This is a genomic window from Arthrobacter sp. AG1021 (assembly GCF_003633665.1).
GTDB classification, from domain to species: domain Bacteria; phylum Actinomycetota; class Actinomycetes; order Actinomycetales; family Micrococcaceae; genus Glutamicibacter; species Glutamicibacter soli.
The window spans coordinates 309,939-326,809 of sequence record NZ_RBLB01000010.1 but is presented as its reverse complement, the minus strand read 5'-3'; the positions used below and the strand labels follow the sequence as shown (position 1 = coordinate 326,809).

Here is a 16,871-nt window from a genome sequence, read left to right as displayed (position 1 = left end):
ACAGCTTCATGCGCACTCCTGTGCGCGTAACCGGTCGTGGCAGGTGGCCTAGTTGCCGGCGGGGCCGGCAAACCAGCGCGCCGGGATCCGGGCACCGGACGGTGCCGGGCGCAGCCCCAGGTCCTGGCTGGCCAGATGCAGGACGACCGCCTGCGCCTGGTCCGCGTCGCGGCCCAGATCCAGGTCGCCTCCGGCAATGCCGTGGCCGGCCTGCAGTGACAGTTTATCCAGCTGCCCGGCCACGGCGCCCGGTTCGCCGCTCTTGGCGTGGGCCGCGGCGTGGACCAAGGCAATCACAGCGTCGTGGCTGTGGGCCTCGGCCACGGGGGCCACCTTCGCGAAGGGTTGATCCCCGGTCAGGTTCATGACCTGTGGATCTTCGGCCATGACGCGGACGGCGGCGAGGAAACCGGACATGGCCCGGCCTTCGTCCCCGGGGCGCAGTGCGGCGGCGTCCACGGCACCGGTACCGACGCTCAGCAGCCGGCTGGAGGCGCTGCCCCCGGCCTCGTGCAGGGCCGATTCGAAGCCCGGGCTGGTGGCGGCCGGGCCGAGCACCAGCGGCAGGCTGATGTTGCGCTGCTGCAGGGCGTGCACCATTGCGGCCTGCCGGGTGGCCGGTCCGGTGATGAGCACGGCGTCCACCGGTTCACCGCGCTGGGGGGCGGCCAGCTTCGAGACCTCGACGGCCAGGGTGTTCAGGTCATCGCCCGCCGCCGGTGCGCGACGCTCGGCCGGGTTGATTCCCTCGGGTGCCGGGCCGCCCAGGTCAATGAGCATCACGTGTCCGGCCTCGCCCAGCGCGGACTTCATGGCCGCGGAGACCGGCTGCGGTCCGGGAGTCAGGCTATATGCCGTATCGAAGCCGGACAGCTCGCCGCTGTAGTAGGGCAGCAATACCGGGATCCCTGCCTCCTGCGCGGCCTGCAGGGCCGCGGGCACGTGTTCGCCGGAGGTGGCCAGCACAATGCCGGCCACCTTTTGGGCGGCCAACTCGGCCACGGCGTCGCGGGCTCCCTGGGAGGTGCCCCGATCATCCCGGGTTTCCAGAATCACCGGCGAGCCGCCGGCGGCGAGGCGGTGGGCGGCCACGGCCGCGCCCTGCGCCGCATCCTTCCATTCGGAGCCCTGCGCGGAGCCCAGCGAGAGGATCACCCCGATGCTCGTGTCCCGCGGCAGCCCCTGGGCGGTCAGGGCCACCGGCACGGAGTTGCCCACCGGTTCACCGGTAGCCGTTTCGGGGCGGGAGATCACCGCGGCGATCGCGACGACCAGCACCAGGGCCAGCCCCACCACGAGTACCGGCATCAGGCGGCGCGAGCTGCGGGCGCTCACTTGCCGGCCTGGAGATGGAAGGCGTACAGGGTGCGCACCGAGGTGCCCTCTGACACCTGCAGGTGGAAGCTGGGCAGGTCACCGGCCGCTTCCAGGGCGGCCTTGAACTGGGCCTGGCGGTGCAGGATGGCCGCGATGTCCTCTGCACGCACGTTGGCGTAGCCGTCGGCATGCTCGGTGGCCAGCGCCAGCTGATAGTCGGCGGTGTCGGACATGGCGGCGCTGGTGGCCAGCGCGCCGAGCAGCCCGGATCCGTTGGATGACCGGTCGCCCAGATCCAGCAGCACCTTGCTCAGCGAGGCCGACAGCAGCCCTTCGCCGCCCTCCACGTCGCGGGTCGAGGCTGTGGTGCGCGCGGCGATCTGCTCCAGCGAGGAGGCGGTCTGCTCACCGATCGCCTTGGTCAGTGCCTCGGCCTGTTCGTTCAGCTGCGCGTGCTGCTTGTCCACGGTGGCCTTGGCGTCCGCAGCGACTTCGCCGGAGGTGCCCGACAGGCCGGTGACCGAGCGGTTGAAAGCGGTCAGCACGGCTTCGCGGCTGGTCGCGCCCTGTTCCGAGAGCACCCGAATCTGGCCGTCGATCAACTCGTTGACCTGCTGCTGGGTTTCGGTCGAGGCCTTGCCGAACGCTTCCTCGATGCCGGCTTCAAGGCGCTCCTGCTGTCCCTGCAGATCGGCGAGGGACTTGCCCAGTATCTTGCTGTCGACCAGGGAGACCTGCAGCGCGGCGCGCAGCTCGTCAATGGCGTCTTGGATGTTGCCGCTGCCATTGGTCGCCGCAGTCTCCACTGCGTCGATCTTCGCGGCGATGTCCTTCAGCTGATCCTTGGATGCGGTCAGCTGCTGGCCGAGCCCGGAATCATCATTCTCCAGGTTGCTGAGTGCGGCGACGGAGTTCCAGGCCTTGGCCTGCGCGGCCAGGCGCTCATCCATTGGCTCCTTGGGGCCGCCAGTGATTAGTGGCTTGGTAAACGCAGCCCGTTCGGCGTCCACTTCAGTCGGGCTCGGGGACTCGGCTGGTGCCGAGGTCTCGGTCGGTTCGGTGGATTCGGTCGGCTCGACCGACTCAGCCGGAGTCTCGGACGGCTCCGGGGCAGGAGTGGTCGAATCGCTCGGTGACGGGGAAGTCTCGCCGGTCGGCTCTGGCTCCGGTGTCTCGGTCGGCAGCGGCGGCAGGTCGATGACGCAGGTGTCATTCGCGGTTAGCGACGCGATCAGCTCGCGGGCAGCGGTCTCCGTCACCTCACGTCGGTTTGCCAGTTCGCAGATCTCCTCGACCAGCGTGGCGTTCTGACCGGCTATCGACTTCGAGTCCTCCGGATGGCCGACCAGTGCGGCGTTCTCGGTGGCGATGTCGTGGATTGAGCCCACGGTCTTCTCCACCGCGGCCAGGTTGTCCTCGGAAACCTTCAGCGATTCGCGCAGTGCCTTGAGCGCCACGGTCACCTCGTCGGTGTCGGCGGTGGTCTGCAGCGCGTCCAAGGCGCTCTGCATCTCAATCAGTGACCCGGCAATGGCCTCGTGGCTGGAGATGGCGTTGCCGATGATCTCCGGCTGCAGGGACTGCACCAGCTTGTCGCCTTCGAGCACCAGCTTGATCAGTTCGCCGGTCACGCTAATCGACGAGGCGCGGAAGGCACAGGTCAGCGACGGGGTGTCGCAGTTCTCGATGTCCGGATCGGCCGGGCCCACGATGCGCTGCAGGTTATCGGCCAGCTCGTCGCGGCAGCCGGCGGTGGACTCGGCATACCCCTCAAGCTGGGCGGAGATCAGCATCAGGTTCGAGTACACGCTGGAGGCCTCGCCCTTGGGGGCCACCATGGCCTGGCAGCCCTCGCCCTTCAGGGCCGGCTTGGTTATCTGCGCTGAGGTGTCGCCGAGCATGCGGTCCATGGTGCTCACGGTCTGCATCAGCTGCGCCGTGGTGGCACTGTCCGCGGCGGTGACGGTGGAGCCCAGGTCGGTTTCCAGCTGCCCCAGCTGCTGCTTCAGCCCGCTGAGCGTGCCGGCCAGTGATTCGCTGCTCTCACGCAGGTGCTGCACGGTGCTCACCCCGAGGGTGTCCGAGGTGCTTTCCAGGTTGGTGCGCAGTTCCGTGATGGTGCCGCCGGCACGAGCGAGCACCTCGTTGACGTCGGTGATCAGCTCGATGGTGCGCCGCTGCAGGGCCAGCTCGGAGGTGGCGCTCTCATTAAAGGCGGTATCCAGCACACCCTCGGCCGACAGGTCGGTGTGCATCCCCGGCTGCACCGCCAGATCGATGCCCGGAACGGTGAAGTCCTGCACTTCGGCGACCAGGCGCAGGGTGGTGGTGGCGGGGGAGACCGGTGGGGCCAGCAGCGTGGCCCACTGGATGACGGTGTTGCCGTTGGTGGCGGCGCTGATGATGCCGTTGGTTCCGGTCTCGTCCGAGCCGGAGGCCGCGACGATGTTGTTCGGGGACAGGCCCGGGATCTCGGCCGAGGCTGCGATGGTCATGGGCGCGCCGACCAGTGCCGGTTCGGTGCGGTTCTGCCCGGCCACGTCGAAGGAGACCTCGCGTGGGGCCACCGTCAGGTTTTCCACCGACAGCTCGATCTGGACCCGCCCGGTATAGCCGGCCAGGTCCTTCAGGTCCGTGCCGCTGGCCTTGTCGGTGCGGTAGTAGGTGCTGACGCGCACCGGCAGGTCTCCGGCCACCTCGGCCGGGGCGAAGGAATTAGTGGTCGTCGAGGATTCGCCCGAGGCGTCGTCCACGGCGATCGCAGTACCGTTCACGCTGGCAATCGAGGCGTTGGACGCGAGCTCGACGTCCACCGACTGCAGCACGCGCGAGGGGTTCTCGATCGCCTGCGGCGCGTTGCTGCAGCTGGTGATGAGCCCGAGCGCGGCGACGGAGAGGAACGCGCCCACGGTACGGGCCAGCCTTCCGGTCCTGGGCGGTCGTGCATGCTGTCTGCGTGGCTGCGAGTGTGCCAATGGGTTCCCTCCGGTTGCTAACTCCCCTTGAGATAATAGGCTGTTTGCGGTGCGAACCGTTAAACGGGCGGTTCGCTCCCGGACTTGCGGTTAAGAAATCGCCGCTTGCTCATCCCGCGGGATTTCGGCGTTTTCCAGCCTTTTGGACGAAATTTTGTCCGCGTCATCGTTTGGGATTTTCTATTCATCTTGTTAGAGTTACTCATGTTCTGGGCTCCCGGACGACACGGCATTTTGCCGGGGGCCACCACGATTTGCGGAGGTTCCCATGTCACGTGTTCTTTCAACCGAGCAGGCCAAGACTTCAATCCAGCAGCTGCAGGCCATCATCAACGGCGGTTTCACCGACCAGATCAACCAGCTCGACGCCCAGGGCCGCACCCTGTCGGACCCGAACGTCTGGGACGGGCCGCTGGCCATCCAGTTCCGCAGCACCACCTGGCCGGAGACCAAAGCGGCCCTGGACAAGGCCCGCACCGAGCTGGAGCAGTTGCGCGGCCAGCTGAGCCAGATCTCGCAGAACATCTTCACCGCCGGTGGCGGCAACTAAGCAGCCAAGGGTGCATCCGGGGCCGTTCGCGGCCCCGGATTTTTTCCGGCGCGTCGCCCAGCGGTGCGCCCGCAAGGAGCAAAGCTGCCGCCGGCCGGGCCGTGCGGCTCGATAATGGAGGACACGCGTGGTCAACCTCGGAGTTTTTGACCGGGATGTGGATTTCGACTTCGGGACAGCCGAGGCGCTGATCACCGCATTCCGCAATGCAGCAAGCAAGCTCGATGGCCAGGCCGGCCCCCGCGCGGGCTTCGTGGCATCGGCCAAGGCCGACTTCGAGGGACACTTCTCCCGGCTCTTCTCCGACAACGCGCGCGTGGCCGCGGCGGACCGCCGCGAGCTGGCCGACCGGCTGCGTGAAACGGCGGACGGCGCCCGGCAGTTGAACGATCAGGCCAAGGCCGAGAACGAGCGGCGCCGGCTGGCCCGCGAATGGAAGCAGCGCAAGGACGAACGCGACGCCAACGTATTCTTGAACGCCTGGGACGCGGTCTTCGGCGAGGAGGACCCGCCGGTCGGCCCGCCCTCGGCCCCCGTCTCCGTCCAGGCCGCGGCACCGCAAACCGGCGTGCGTCAGACCCCGCCGCCGGGGTCCGGAGGCGGCGGCGGGACCGGCGTCTCCGCCGCGCGCCCGGCCGACTTGCGCAGCTTCGCCAACGGCTCGGCCGGGCTCAACTCCGAGCTTTCCGGCACCCCGCGTTCGCTGCGCTCCCACCTCGATGACTTCGCCGCCCGCTGCACCTACGGCCGGCTTTCCGCCGGGGGCGTGGTGCGCGGCTACGACCGCTGGCTGGAGGCCAACGAACAGGACGTCGCCTGGGCGCGTACCATCGCCGGCGCGTTTGCCGCCGCCGGCGGCGAGGGCCAGGTGCAGCGGCTGTCCAACGCCGCCCTGCAGGCTGCCTTGGACGCCCAGGGCATCGGCTCCAGCCGCCAGGACCTGACCATCACCCCGGCCCAGGCCTACGGTGGCCCGCCGACCACCGGCTACTCCGCCGATCCGGTGAACACCTCCACCGGCAACTTCATGGAGCCCGAGGTGGACCTGGGCTTCGCCGGCGCCGCCGCGGCCCTGTCCGCCACCCGCGCCTACAATTCCCTCGCCGACGCTCAGGGGCTGTTCGGCCCCGGCTGGTCCTCGGTGTTTGAGGTGCGCCTTGAGCTGGGCGACGAGGGGGCCGACCTGGTGCTGCCCGACGGGCGGCAGATCCACTTCCCTCGCCTGGGCGAGGGCTGGGACCGGGCCGACGGGGAGAACCTCTGGCTGTGCCGCGCCGAACGCGACGGGCACCCGGTGCTCACCGCGGCGGACAGTACCGGCACCCGCTGGATCTTCACTCCCGCCGGGACCTGGCTGGCCCACGAATCCGGGGCCGGCACCGCACTGACGGTTCGGCGCGACGAGCGACACCTGATCACGCGGCTCACCCATGAGCGCGGCCGCTGGATCGAAGCCGAGTACACCGACCCGGAGGTCGCGGCCACCCGCGTCCTTGCCCTGCGCGCCAGCGACGGACGCCGCGTGGACTTCGGCTACGACGAGGCCGGGCGGCTGTGCTCGGCCACCGGGCCCGGCGGCACGCGCCGCTACGAGTGGAACGAGGACGGGCTCATCCGCGCGGTCACCGACGCCGCCGGGGTCATCGAGGCGCGCAACACTTACGACGAGAAGCGGCGGGTCGCCACCCAGGAGTCCTGCTTCGGACGCAGCACCCGCTTTGCCTACTTGCCCGGACGACTCACCGTGGTCTCCGACGCCGACGGGACGCGCTCCAACAACTTCATCGCCGACGCCCGCGGCCGTCTAGTGGGTGTCGTGGACGGGCAGGACGCCCGACAGTCGATGAGCTACGACCGGCACGGCAACCTGGTCTCGGTCACCGAGCGCGACGGCACGCTGACCGTGCACGCCTATGACGAGCGCGGACGGCGCACCCGCACGCTGACCGGCGAGGGTGCCGAGTTCAGTTACGGCTGGGACGAGCTCGACCGGCCCACCACCGTGGTCACCGGTACCGGGGCCACCGTGGAGTACCGCTACGCGAACGACGAGGAGCGCAACCCGGCGCTGATTATCGATCCGGAGGGCGGGCGTACCGAGCTGGAATGGGCCAACGGGCTGCTGGCTCGGGTCACCGACCCCACCGGTGTCACCCTTCACTTCACCCACGACCGGTACGGCGACCTGGTGGCCGTCACCAACGCCATGGGCGACACCGCCCGGCTGCACCGCGATGAGGCCGGCCGGGTCACCGAGGCGATCAGCCCCGGTGGGGCGCGCACCTCCTACCTCTACGATGCCGCCGGCAACCTGGCCTCCCGGTTGGACGCCGACGGGGCTTTGTGGCGCTTTGAACACGCCGCCGGCGGCCGGCTGACCGCCGTGATCGACCCGCTGGGGGCGCGCACCGCCCTGGAGTACGGGACACACGGGCAGCTTGAGCGCACCATTGACCCGCTGGGCCGGGCCATCAGCCGCCGCTTCGATGACCTGGGCCGGGTTGCCGCCCTGGTGCTGCCCGACGGCGCCGAATGGCACTTCGCCCACGACACCCTCTCGCGGCTGACCGCGATCACCGACCCCACCGGCAGCCGGTGGATCCGCGAATACACGGTCAACGGCGAGCTGTCGGCCCAGGTGGACCCCACCGGGGTGCGCGAGGCCTACACCGCGGACCCGGCCTCCGGGGCCCTGAACGTGGCCGACGCCTTCGAGCGCAGCACGCTGCGCAGCGACGAGTACGGCCGTCCGGTGGCCGTGGAAACCAGCGACGGCTCCAGCGAGCTGGCCAGCTACGACCGCTGCGGACGGGTGGTCGAGCTGGTCGACGGCGAGGGCGGGCTGACGCTGCTGCGCCGCGACGCGGCCGGACGGGTCACCGAGCGCATCAGCCCCACCGGGGCGGTCACCTCCTTCGACTACGACGCCGCCGGGCGCCCGGTGTCCGCCACCGACCCGGCCGGGGCGCGCACCGAGCTGCGCTACGACGCCGACTCGCGCGTGATCGCCCGCGTCTTCCCGGACGGGCAGGCCGAGCGGATCCGCTACGACGCGATGGGCCGGGTCATCTCCCGCACCCTGCCCGGGCGGGGCACCTGCCGCTACCGGTACGACAAGGCCGGGCGGCGGACCGGTGCCGAGGATCCGGTCAACGGCCTGCGCCGCTTCCGCTACGACGCCGCCGGCCAGCTGATCGAGGCGGTCAACGGGCTGGGCGGGGTCACCCGCTACGGCTACGACGAGCGCGGCCGGCTCACCTCCATCACCGACCCGCTGGGCGCGGTCACCGTGCGCGAATACGATGCGGCGGACCGCGTGGTGGCCGAAACCGACCCGCTAGGGCGGCGCACCACCGCCGGGTACGACGCCGCCGGGCGGCCCACCTGGCAGCAGGACCCGGACGGGCGGCGCCTGGAGTGGAGCTACGACGCGGCCGGGCGGCTGGCCGCCACCGCCAGCGCGGGCAACACCCTGGTCCAGCTGCAGCGCGACGCGGCCAACCGTTGCGTGCGGATCACCGACGCCACGCGCGGCGACGGGCGCACAGTGCAGCACGTGCTGCGCTTCAACCGGCGCGGCCAGCTGATCGAGCGCACCCGCGACGACCAGGGCCTGGCCTGGGAATACGATGCCGACGGGCGGCGGACCGCGCGCACCGACGCCACCGGCCGGCGCACCCGCTGGCAGCGCGATGCCGCCGGGCGCGTGAGCGCCGTGCAGCACCCGGTGTTCGGCACCGTCAGCTACGCCTACGACGTCTGCGGCAACCTGGTCGGCGCCGTGGCCGGGGATCTGGTCCAGTACTGGGACTACCGCGACGGCGTCCTGGCCGCGCACCGGATCGCCGGCCCGGACGGGGTGGAAACCAGCACGCTGGAACGCGACGAGGACGGGCGCATCACCGCCATCCATGACGCCGACGGCACCACCGCCTACGCCTATGATGCCGCCTGCCAGCTGGTGCGGATGAGCGGGGCGGATGGCACCGTGACCGAGTGGCGCTACGACGCCGCCGGGCGTCTGGCGCGTGAAACCGTGGATGGGCAGACCCGCGACTACGAGTACGACGCGGCCGGGCAGCTACGCGTGCGCTCGACCGATGACACGGCGACCACCTACGACTACGACGGCGCGGGACGGCGCACCGCCGCACACGCGCAGGACGGGACCACCCGTTACCAGTGGTCCGCCATGGGCACGCTGCGCGAGGTCGAGCGCACCGCTGCTACGGGCACCACCCGCCACGAGCTGTGGGTCGACGCGCTGGGTGAACTGGCCGAGGTCGACGGCACCGGCCTGTGGTGGGACACCGCAGAGTATGCACCGCGCGTCCTGTCGGTGGGTGGCCTCTCGGTCACCGCGATGCCCGGCGGGCTGGCCGCGGTGGACGGCACCCTGCTCTCGGCCGGCTGGCGCGGCGAACATCCCACGGCGGCGGCCAACCCCTGGGCTCTGGCAGGACAGTCGCTGCCCGGCCTGTCTGAGGGCCTGGGCCTGGCCGCCAACGGCGGCGTGCAGGTTGCCGGGCTGGACTGGCTGGGCGCGCGCGCCTACGATCCGTCCACCCGCGGCTTCTTGTCCGTGGACCCGCTGGAGCCGGTGATCGGTGCCGGCTGGGCGGCCAACCCCTACTCCTATGCGGGCAATGACCCGCTGCACGCCATCGACCCCCTCGGCCTGCGCCCGGTCACCGAAGACGAGTTGACGGCATACCGCGAATCGAACAACGGCGCGCTGGCCGCGGCCGGCGACTGGATGAGCGAGAACTGGGAGTATGTTGTTGCCGGCGCTGCCATTGTGGTGGGTGTCGGATTGATGTTCACGGGTGTGGGCGGTCCAGCTGGACTGGCCCTGATGGCCGGTGCCGGAGCGCTCGTTTCAGGCGGAATCTCCGTGGCATCGCAAAAGCACCAGAACGGAACTGTGGATTGGGGGAAAGCGGGAGTAGATGCCGCCATTGGGGGAGTTTCCGGTGCGTTTGGTGCGGGGACCGGCGCATTAGTAGCTGCCAAATATGGTGGGGGTCTGGCCGCACGCGCAGCAGTCGGTGCTTCGAGCGGTGCTGTTGAAGGTGGTGTGTCGGGCGTTGCGGGATACGCGGTGGGAGACGGGCCGCACACCGTGCAAGGGTACGTGCAATCAGGCCTGACCGGGGCAGGGATCGGCGGAATAACAGGAGGGGTTACCGGGTACAAACCTGCATGGTTGAACCGCGACACCGCCAGCACCTTCAGGTTCGGAATTTACCGGTCCGGGTACACGCATGGCGAGACCCTCCTGTACCGCGCGGGTGACAGCACGAGCACCTCTCCGTGGGGCAGATTCTGGTCCAGTGATCGTCCAGTCAGTATTGAGCAGGTCAGAAACGACAAGGCGGTCCTTCCGGTGTGGCCCACGGGTGACGCGAGCCCCATCGACAGCGCATACCGTGCCTCGTTCACGCCGGGCACAACCACTTATTCAGGGACTGTGGCACCCCAGACGGGCAATGATGGCACTATTTATCCTGGAGGGACAAATCAGACCTATATCCCGAACCCGTGGGACCGAGGGGAGATCATTGAATCATGGCAGCTGAACTAGAACGCAAATCGTTCGGGCAAGTTGCGGAGCAGTTGCGTGAACTGTCTTCGTACGTGAAACACGAGCGCCTCACGGCAGCCGCCCAGACATTCAGGGCGTTCGCCAGTGAACTTGAGGCGGGTGTCCGTCCTGATCGGCTGCGGCAGATCACCCGGGAACTGCAAGAGGCGCTGCGAGCCGGTCCCATGAGCATCAGCGATCATCCGGTAACGAATTCAAGCGGGGAAGTGGATTCTCAAGCTACGGCAAGATTTGCGGTGCTGATCGGGGAGCTGCGCAGATTCGCCCGGCACAACGGCGGACGGACCGGTCTATTCGGCTTGCTGGGTAGCCGGAAACGGTAGGTTGTACTTCATGGAGTCCTTCGCGTTGAATTGAATGCCAATCCGCGATCACACAAGCGACATTGCTTGCTCACGGTACCCACCGATGTGTACGCAGAATCCGGCTACGTGAAAATTACGACCAGGTGGATGCCGAATAGGATTAGCGGTCCCGAAGTTCCGTGGCAGCCAAGTTGAAGCGGCTGACGGAACTGGGAGGGTGCTGAGTGACGTTCGGTCGTCAGCTTGTCGCGATGTCTGGAAGCTTCGAACACAGTGGTTGCGTGGAGATTGCAACAGTGAGCATCGAATCGCCGTTCGAGGAAGATGACTGTAATGGAAGTCGGTGGAGACAATGATTGAGAAAGCTGAGCGCAAACCGCGTTATGCCAAGGGGGCCGACGCCGTGTCCTGGGCCGTTGCCATCGCCGCTCCATTGTCGGCAGTTGCGTTGTCTCTGTCCTTCGTGGGGGTGGGTGTGCTTCCACTGCTTTTGCTGGGAGTAGCCGTAGGAGTGCTGTGTGGATCTGCGATGTACTATTTTCTGCGTCCAAATCTGGCTGGTGTGGCGCTTTCACTAGTGGTCTTCGCCAGCATTGCGCTGCTTGGCCTGACCGAGAGCCGATGGTTGGGTTTGTGGCCAACGGAATTGGTGAGTGCGGCGTCCGGGGCCATTATCGGGGCACACTTCAGGTTCCTGGCGGATCGGCGCTATTCGAGAACCGGCAATGTGTCGCGTCGTGAGGGAAGAGTTTGAAGAACGCTCGGTTCAGGGTCCGCCGAATCAATAATGGCGCCCGCAATTTTCTTCGCAGTGCGTTATATGACGTCGAGGCAATCCCGCCGGGGCGGTTATGTCAGCTTTCCGTGTAGGGCAAGTAGCTTCCCAATAACTCATAAGCGAAATCTGTAGACATCGGCGCGTGGACTCCAACCTTTACTTGTCGTCGTGACGTTATTGGTTCAACAAGCCGATCGAACCCGCTGGAAGGGCGGTGCCGGACGCCGGGACAAGTGGTAGTCGCTATTCAGGGGGTGCCCCCATGTTTAAATTCAAGCAATTTTCAGCTCTGGAACATCATAAAGTGACCCATCCCGGATCATCGCGAACAGCACCGTCAGCCGGCGGTGAGCCAGGGCGATGAGCGCCTGATTATGCCGTTTGCCTTGGCCTCGTTTCTGGTCATAGTAGTCACGGCTTGCAAGGTACTTTGAGGGAATGTGGCAACCAGAAAGTGCCCAGAAGTACGAAAAGACTGCATTTGAACTTGAGCGCGGTGTCACGCCACAACGGCTATATCGAATCTGCAAGACGGTTTTGGGCACGGTCACCGGACACCATGATGGTCTGTTGGTAATTTACGTTCAAAAATCTGACGGATCACCGGCCTCCAGAGAAATTGAAAATATAATGTTTTACTCAAAGAAGTTCAAGCTTTCGCGCGCCGAACCGTTATTGTTGCTACATTCCATTGGACTCCCCGTGGATTCCGGTGGTAGGCATTAAAAGGTCATCTGACGCACTGTATCTAATGAAATAGGCGACCGTACACCTAGGGACGAAGTGCGGAAGGACTACGCACTGGGGGTGTGGGTCGAATCTTCCGATGGGTGCATCAGGCAGATCTGGCTCCTGAAAGGGGCACCGCAAGCTGGTGAGCTGCCTGGTTCAGCGATCTAGTTGATAAGAAGACGCTGGAGTTGGTCTATCTTCTGATCGCTTCCGGAGGCACCCGATCCGCCCTTGACTCCTCGTGCGCCGGGGTCCCTTGTTCTCTCGGGTGATTGATGCGGGTTTTTCAGGGCCTCCACCGGTAGCGCCGGACCGTCAGTTGTTGTCATGCATCCCAAGACGCACATGAGAGTCTTCTCATCGGCTTCTTTTATTTCCTTCATTTGGCCTTCCTACTCTTGAAACAAGAGATGAACTTTCGGTGAAAGGTAAATAAAATGTTGTCATTCTGGATGGGTTTGGCCGCCAACGTCGTTGGCATGACCGTGCTGGTGTACTTCGTCTACTTCCGCCGGCACTTCCGCCGTGATCTGGTCCTTGCCTACATCGCGTTGAGCATGGGCATCTTCGCGGTCACCATGCTGCTGTCCGGCTCGGGCGCCGGGGTTGGCCTGGGCATGGGCCTGTTCGGCATCCTTTCGATCATCCGCTTGAGGTCTGACACCCTGACCCAGGAGGAAGTTGCCTACTACTTCATCTCGCTGGCCATCGGCCTGGTCAACGGCCTGCATCCGGACCCGGCCTGGTTCTCCCCGGCGGTGACCGCGGCCCTGGTCGTGGTGATGTTCTTCGCCGACCATCCCGGCTTCGCCCCGCGCACCCAACGCCAGACAGTGACCCTGGAAAAGGCCTACCCGCGCTCGGAAGATCTGGCCCGGGCCCTGGAGGAGCTGCTGGGCGCCAAGGTCCTGCGTACCGTGGTCATCGAGCTGGACATGGTCCGCGACCTGACCATTGTGGACGTGCGTTTCCGGGTCGGCCCGAGCCGCGGCGAGCGGGAATCCGGCGGTTCGTACCAGCTGGCCAACGCGCCCCGGCAGAATGCGCCGGTCGCCCAGGAGACGTGGTCCTGATGCAGCCGCTCGCAGGCCGCGCCAAAGCCGCGCTGGAAGAAGCAGTGGTGTGCCGTGCACCTATCGGCCTGGACGAGGTGATCGACCAGGCGGCCCTGCAGACCCGCGTGGACCGCAAGTTCCTGCTCACCGCCCAAGAGTTCACGGCCCTGGCGCAGCGGCTGCGGGAGGACTTCAAGATCATGGAGATCGACGGTCTGCGGACCTTCCGCTACGAATCGGTCTACTTCGACACCGAGGATTTCGCCCAGTACCGCGCGCACCGCCAGGGGCGCCGGCGCCGCTACAAGGTGCGCAGCCGCACCTATGCGGAGACCGGGCTGTCGATGTTCGAGATCAAGACCAAGGGCCTGCGCGGCGCCACCGTGAAACACCGCATCGAACAGGAACTGGACGACGCGGGGCGGCTGACCGACAGCTCGCTGGAGTTCCTGGACCAGGTGGTGTCCAGGGAATACGGCGAAGAGGTGCCCGATTTGATGCCGGTGCTGGACAGCTCCTACATCCGCAGCACCTTCGTGAACCCGCTGGACGGGGAACGGGTCACCTGCGACGTGGAGCTGGAGTACGCCAACGGCCGGCAGCAGGTGCAGGGGCCGGACTTGGTGGTGGTGGAAACCAAGTCAGCGGACGGGCGCGGAGTCAGCGACCAGGCGCTGGCGGCACTGGGAATCCGCCCGGTGAGCATGAGCAAGTACTGCATCGGCATTGCGCTGCTCAATCCGCAGCTTCCTGCCAACAAGTGGAGCCGGCTGCTGGAGCAGCGTTTCGGGTCGTCCCGGCATGCCAGCGGTCCGCGACCCGCTTCGAAGCTCCGGGGCACCGGGCCCTGGCAGGCCGCCGCTAGCTAGCGCGGCCGGCGCCTCCGGCCCCCTCCACGGAAGGCGCTCCTCAATGCCTTGGCCGCCAGCCCCGCAAGGGGACAGGCGGCCAAGGCATTGGTTTTGCGGGATCCTAGGATTCGCGGGCCAGCCTGTAGCCGACGCCGCGCACCGTCTCGAAACGCTCCCCGCCCAGCTTGTTGCGCAGGTAGCGCACGTACACGTCCACCACGTTGGAGCCGGGGTCGAAGTCGTAGCCCCAGACCCTGGAGAGCAGCTGCTCGCGGCTGAGCACCAGCCCCGGGTTGCGCAGGAAGGCCTCGGCCAGTGAGAATTCCCGGGCTGACAGGTCCACCTCGACACCGTCGACAGTGACCAGACGGCGCAGCAGATCCATTTCCATGTTTCCGTGCGAAAGGACCGAGACGTCGGAGGACGAGTCTTCGGTGCGCAGCCGCAGCCGCACCCGGGCCAGCAGCTCGTCGAAGTGGAAGGGCTTGGCCATGTAGTCGTCCGCGCCGTTCTGCAACCCGGCCACGGTGTCGTCCACGCTGTTTCGGGCGGTCAGGATGATCACCGGGACGTCGATGTGCGATTCGCGCATCCGACGCAGCAGGCTGAAGCCGTCCTCGTCCGGCAGCCCCAGGTCCAAGATGATCAGCTCGAAATTCCCGGACCGGGCCTGGGCGTAGCCCTCGCGCGCGGTGGCGCAGACGGTGGGGATGAAGCCGGCGGCCTTCAAGCCCTTGGCAATGAAGGAGCTGATTCGCGGTTCGTCTTCGATGATCAGGATGAGGCTCATACGCTGTGGGCTCCTTCGGCCAAGGGGATGTCGATGTAGAACGTCGAACCGCTGCCGGGCACGGAATCCACCCAGACCGATCCGCCGTGGGAATCGGCGATGGCCGATACGATATTCAGGCCCAGCCCGGAGCCCTTGGCCCGGTCGCTGTTCTGGCCGCGGCCGAAGCGCTCGAAGATCCGTTCAAGGTCTTCGGGGGCGATGCCCACGCCGGCATCGTGCACCCAGAGGCGCAGCACCGGCGCCGTGTCCTGCTCTTCGAGCATGGCCGAGCCTAAATCGATGCGCGAACCCTCGTCGGAGAATTTCACGGCGTTGGCGGCCAGTTGCAACATGGCCTGGGTAATGCGGGCCGGGTCCAGGGTGACGTTGGCTTCCTCGCGGTGGCCGATGCGCCAGTCGCGGTTTCCCAGCGCGCGGACCTTGTCCAGGATTTCGTCCAGCAGGGTGCCGATGTCGGTCGGCTTGGCGGACAGGAAATCCGCGCGATTGGCCCCAGCCAGGGTCATCAGGTCGTTGATCAGCAGCGACATGCGCTTCAGTTCGTCCAGTGCGATGTCCTTGGTCTGGGCGACGTCCTCGGAATCCTGGACATCCATGAGCTCCAGGTGGCCGCGGATGATGGTCACCGGGGTGCGCAACTCGTGGCCCACGTCGTCCAGCAGCTGGCGCTGGGAATTCAGTGCGTCCTGAAGCCGGTCAAGCATGTCGTTGACGGTGACCGTCAACTCCGCGAACTCGTCGTCCCCGGTGACCTCGATGCGCGAGGACTGGTCGGATTCGGAGATCTGGCGGGCGGTGTCGCGCAGCCGGCGGATGGGTTCGAGCATGCGCCCGACAATCAGGTAGGCCGCACCTCCGGCAAGCAGCATTACCACCAGGCCCACGCCGAAGAACACCATGAACTGCTTGTTGATGCGGCTGACTTCGGCCGTGTAGTCGTAGGCCAGCACGAAGCGTGCTGGCTTGGGGTCGGAGGAGAGCTGGATCGGAACCACGATGGCGCGGTATTCGCTCAGTTCAGTCTCGAAATTCTCGATGCGCACATGCTGGTCCGCGGCGCTGGTCTTGGCCCATTCCAGGAACTGCGGGTCTTCCTCCAGCCGCATTTCCACGGTGGCGGGGGCAGTCCACTGCAGCTGGTCCGCGCTCAAACCCACCATGCCCTGGTAGCGGGCAGGCAGCGTGCGCTGCATGGCAGTGTAGAGCAGGTCCTCGGCGTGCTTGAAGCCGTTGCCGGTCTGCGGATCGATGCCGGTTTCCGCCAGCACCCGGAATTCCTCCACAGTGCGGGTCAGCGAATCATCCAAGCGCGCGTTGAGCTCCTGGCGTTCGTAGACGTAGATCGCGGCACCGGAGACCGCCAGGGCGAAGCCAACCAGAAGGATCATCGAGGCGAGCACGCGGGCTCGGATGGAGACCCGGCGACGCGGCGGTCTGCTAGTCGTCGTCATCATCATCGTCGTCATCGTAGGCGTCGTCGTCGTCCCAAGCGTCGTCGTCATCCACTGGGGCCTTCGGCGGAAGCGGTTTGACCGGACCTTGGGTGGGCTTGGGAGAGCTGGTTTTCGAAGGCCTCGGCTTGCTGGAGGCCGAGGGGCTCGCCGAGGCCGACGGGCTGGCCGGTTCCTTGGGGTCTTTGCTCGGGGAAGGCATGGCCGACGGGTCGGCAGGTTCCCCGGTACGCTCGGCGAAGCCGGCGTCCTCGCTGGGCACCTCGGATTGGTGGACGACGATGCCTGGGCCCAGATCCCTCTGGGAAGGTCCGGAGACCAACTGAGCCAGAGCCGCGATTCCCGCTCCGATGACGGCGAGAGCCGCGACCAGGCCAATCGCCCGAAGCGCTATGCGTTTTCCCATGTCCTCATTCTCGTCGTGCCAGATGAGACGAACATGAGAAAACGGCTCATCGT

11 protein-coding genes and 1 pseudogene are annotated in these 16,871 nt (G+C 66.8%); 6 read left to right on the top strand and 6 right to left on the bottom strand.

The genetic code is table 11. From position 1 onward, the window contains the following. Nucleotides 1-48 precede the first annotated feature (48 nt). The gene (locus tag DFO58_RS15055; RefSeq protein WP_120991573.1) at nucleotides 49-1,335 is read right to left on the bottom strand and encodes an ABC transporter substrate-binding protein; all 1,287 of its coding nucleotides are present in this window, start codon (nucleotides 1,333-1,335) and stop codon (nucleotides 49-51) included. Then, nucleotides 1,332-4,226, bottom strand: a complete 2,895-nt coding sequence (locus DFO58_RS15050; protein ID WP_120991572.1) for a hypothetical protein — start codon at nucleotides 4,224-4,226, stop codon at nucleotides 1,332-1,334. Before DFO58_RS15050 ends, DFO58_RS15055 begins: the two co-directional genes overlap by 4 nt. Nucleotides 4,227-4,560: 334 nt before the next feature. On the opposite strand from DFO58_RS15050, the gene DFO58_RS15045 reads away from it, so the two are divergent. From DFO58_RS15045 to DFO58_RS15030, 4 genes are all read left to right on the top strand, one after another. Further along, a complete protein-coding gene (locus DFO58_RS15045) occupies nucleotides 4,561-4,842 on the top strand; it encodes a hypothetical protein (protein ID WP_047118162.1) in 282 nt (93 codons plus the stop codon). 127 nt (nucleotides 4,843-4,969) lie between these two features. Beyond that, the gene (locus DFO58_RS15040; protein WP_120991571.1) at nucleotides 4,970-10,426 is read left to right on the top strand and encodes a DUF6531 domain-containing protein; all 5,457 of its coding nucleotides are present in this window, start codon (nucleotides 4,970-4,972) and stop codon (nucleotides 10,424-10,426) included. Next, complete coding sequence (locus tag DFO58_RS18305) at nucleotides 10,411-10,770, top strand: hypothetical protein (RefSeq protein ID WP_147407300.1); 360 nt, start codon at nucleotides 10,411-10,413, stop codon at nucleotides 10,768-10,770. The genes DFO58_RS15040 and DFO58_RS18305 overlap by 16 nt, the downstream gene beginning before the upstream one ends. A 334-nt stretch (nucleotides 10,771-11,104) precedes the next feature. Then, entirely contained in the window at nucleotides 11,105-11,506 is a 402-nt protein-coding gene (locus tag DFO58_RS15030) for a hypothetical protein (protein WP_047118159.1), read from the top strand. A 296-nt stretch (nucleotides 11,507-11,802) separates the two neighbouring features. Here DFO58_RS15030 and DFO58_RS15025 read toward each other — a convergent pair. Continuing rightward, nucleotides 11,803-11,949: pseudogene (locus DFO58_RS15025) on the bottom strand (IS110 family transposase); the annotation flags it as partial. A 750-nt stretch (nucleotides 11,950-12,699) separates the two neighbouring features. Here DFO58_RS15025 and DFO58_RS15020 point away from each other — a divergent pair. Next, complete coding sequence (locus DFO58_RS15020) at nucleotides 12,700-13,335, top strand: DUF4956 domain-containing protein (protein WP_047118158.1); 636 nt, start codon at nucleotides 12,700-12,702, stop codon at nucleotides 13,333-13,335. Beyond that, nucleotides 13,335-14,186 (top strand): polyphosphate polymerase domain-containing protein, encoded by an 852-nt coding sequence (locus DFO58_RS15015; RefSeq protein WP_120991597.1) that lies wholly within the window; start codon nucleotides 13,335-13,337, stop codon nucleotides 14,184-14,186. Before DFO58_RS15020 ends, DFO58_RS15015 begins: the two co-directional genes overlap by 1 nt. A gap of 103 nt (nucleotides 14,187-14,289) precedes the next feature. Here the strand turns inward: DFO58_RS15015 and DFO58_RS15010 are convergent, their stop codons facing one another. The 3 genes from DFO58_RS15010 to DFO58_RS15000 are packed head-to-tail and all read right to left on the bottom strand — an operon-like array spanning nucleotide 14,290 to nucleotide 16,818. Next, entirely contained in the window at nucleotides 14,290-14,958 is a 669-nt protein-coding gene (locus tag DFO58_RS15010) for a response regulator transcription factor (RefSeq protein WP_047118157.1), read from the bottom strand. Beyond that, entirely contained in the window at nucleotides 14,955-16,418 is a 1,464-nt protein-coding gene (locus tag DFO58_RS15005) for a HAMP domain-containing sensor histidine kinase (RefSeq protein WP_286163628.1), read from the bottom strand. Before DFO58_RS15005 ends, DFO58_RS15010 begins: the two co-directional genes overlap by 4 nt. Continuing rightward, nucleotides 16,399-16,818 (bottom strand): hypothetical protein, encoded by a 420-nt coding sequence (locus tag DFO58_RS15000; protein WP_053797202.1) that lies wholly within the window; start codon nucleotides 16,816-16,818, stop codon nucleotides 16,399-16,401. The genes DFO58_RS15005 and DFO58_RS15000 overlap by 20 nt, the downstream gene beginning before the upstream one ends. Between the last annotated feature and the right edge of the window lie 53 nt (nucleotides 16,819-16,871).

Excerpts from the sequence above, each read along its gene's own strand:
- DFO58_RS15045 (WP_047118162.1), top strand. The coding sequence starts at position 4,561 with ATGTCACGTGTTCTTTCAACCGAGCAGGCCAAGACTTCAATCCAGCAG.
- DFO58_RS18305 (WP_147407300.1), top strand. The coding sequence starts at position 10,411 with ATGGCAGCTGAACTAGAACGCAAATCGTTCGGGCAAGTTGCGGAGCAG.
- DFO58_RS15030 (WP_047118159.1), top strand. The coding sequence starts at position 11,105 with ATGATTGAGAAAGCTGAGCGCAAACCGCGTTATGCCAAGGGGGCCGAC.
- DFO58_RS15020 (WP_047118158.1), top strand. The coding sequence starts at position 12,700 with ATGTTGTCATTCTGGATGGGTTTGGCCGCCAACGTCGTTGGCATGACC.
- DFO58_RS15015 (WP_120991597.1), top strand. The coding sequence starts at position 13,335 with ATGCAGCCGCTCGCAGGCCGCGCCAAAGCCGCGCTGGAAGAAGCAGTG.
- DFO58_RS15010 (WP_047118157.1), bottom strand. The coding sequence starts at position 14,958 with ATGAGCCTCATCCTGATCATCGAAGACGAACCGCGAATCAGCTCCTTC.
- DFO58_RS15005 (WP_286163628.1), bottom strand. The coding sequence starts at position 16,418 with ATGATGATGACGACGACTAGCAGACCGCCGCGTCGCCGGGTCTCCATC.
- DFO58_RS15000 (WP_053797202.1), bottom strand. The coding sequence starts at position 16,818 with ATGGGAAAACGCATAGCGCTTCGGGCGATTGGCCTGGTCGCGGCTCTC.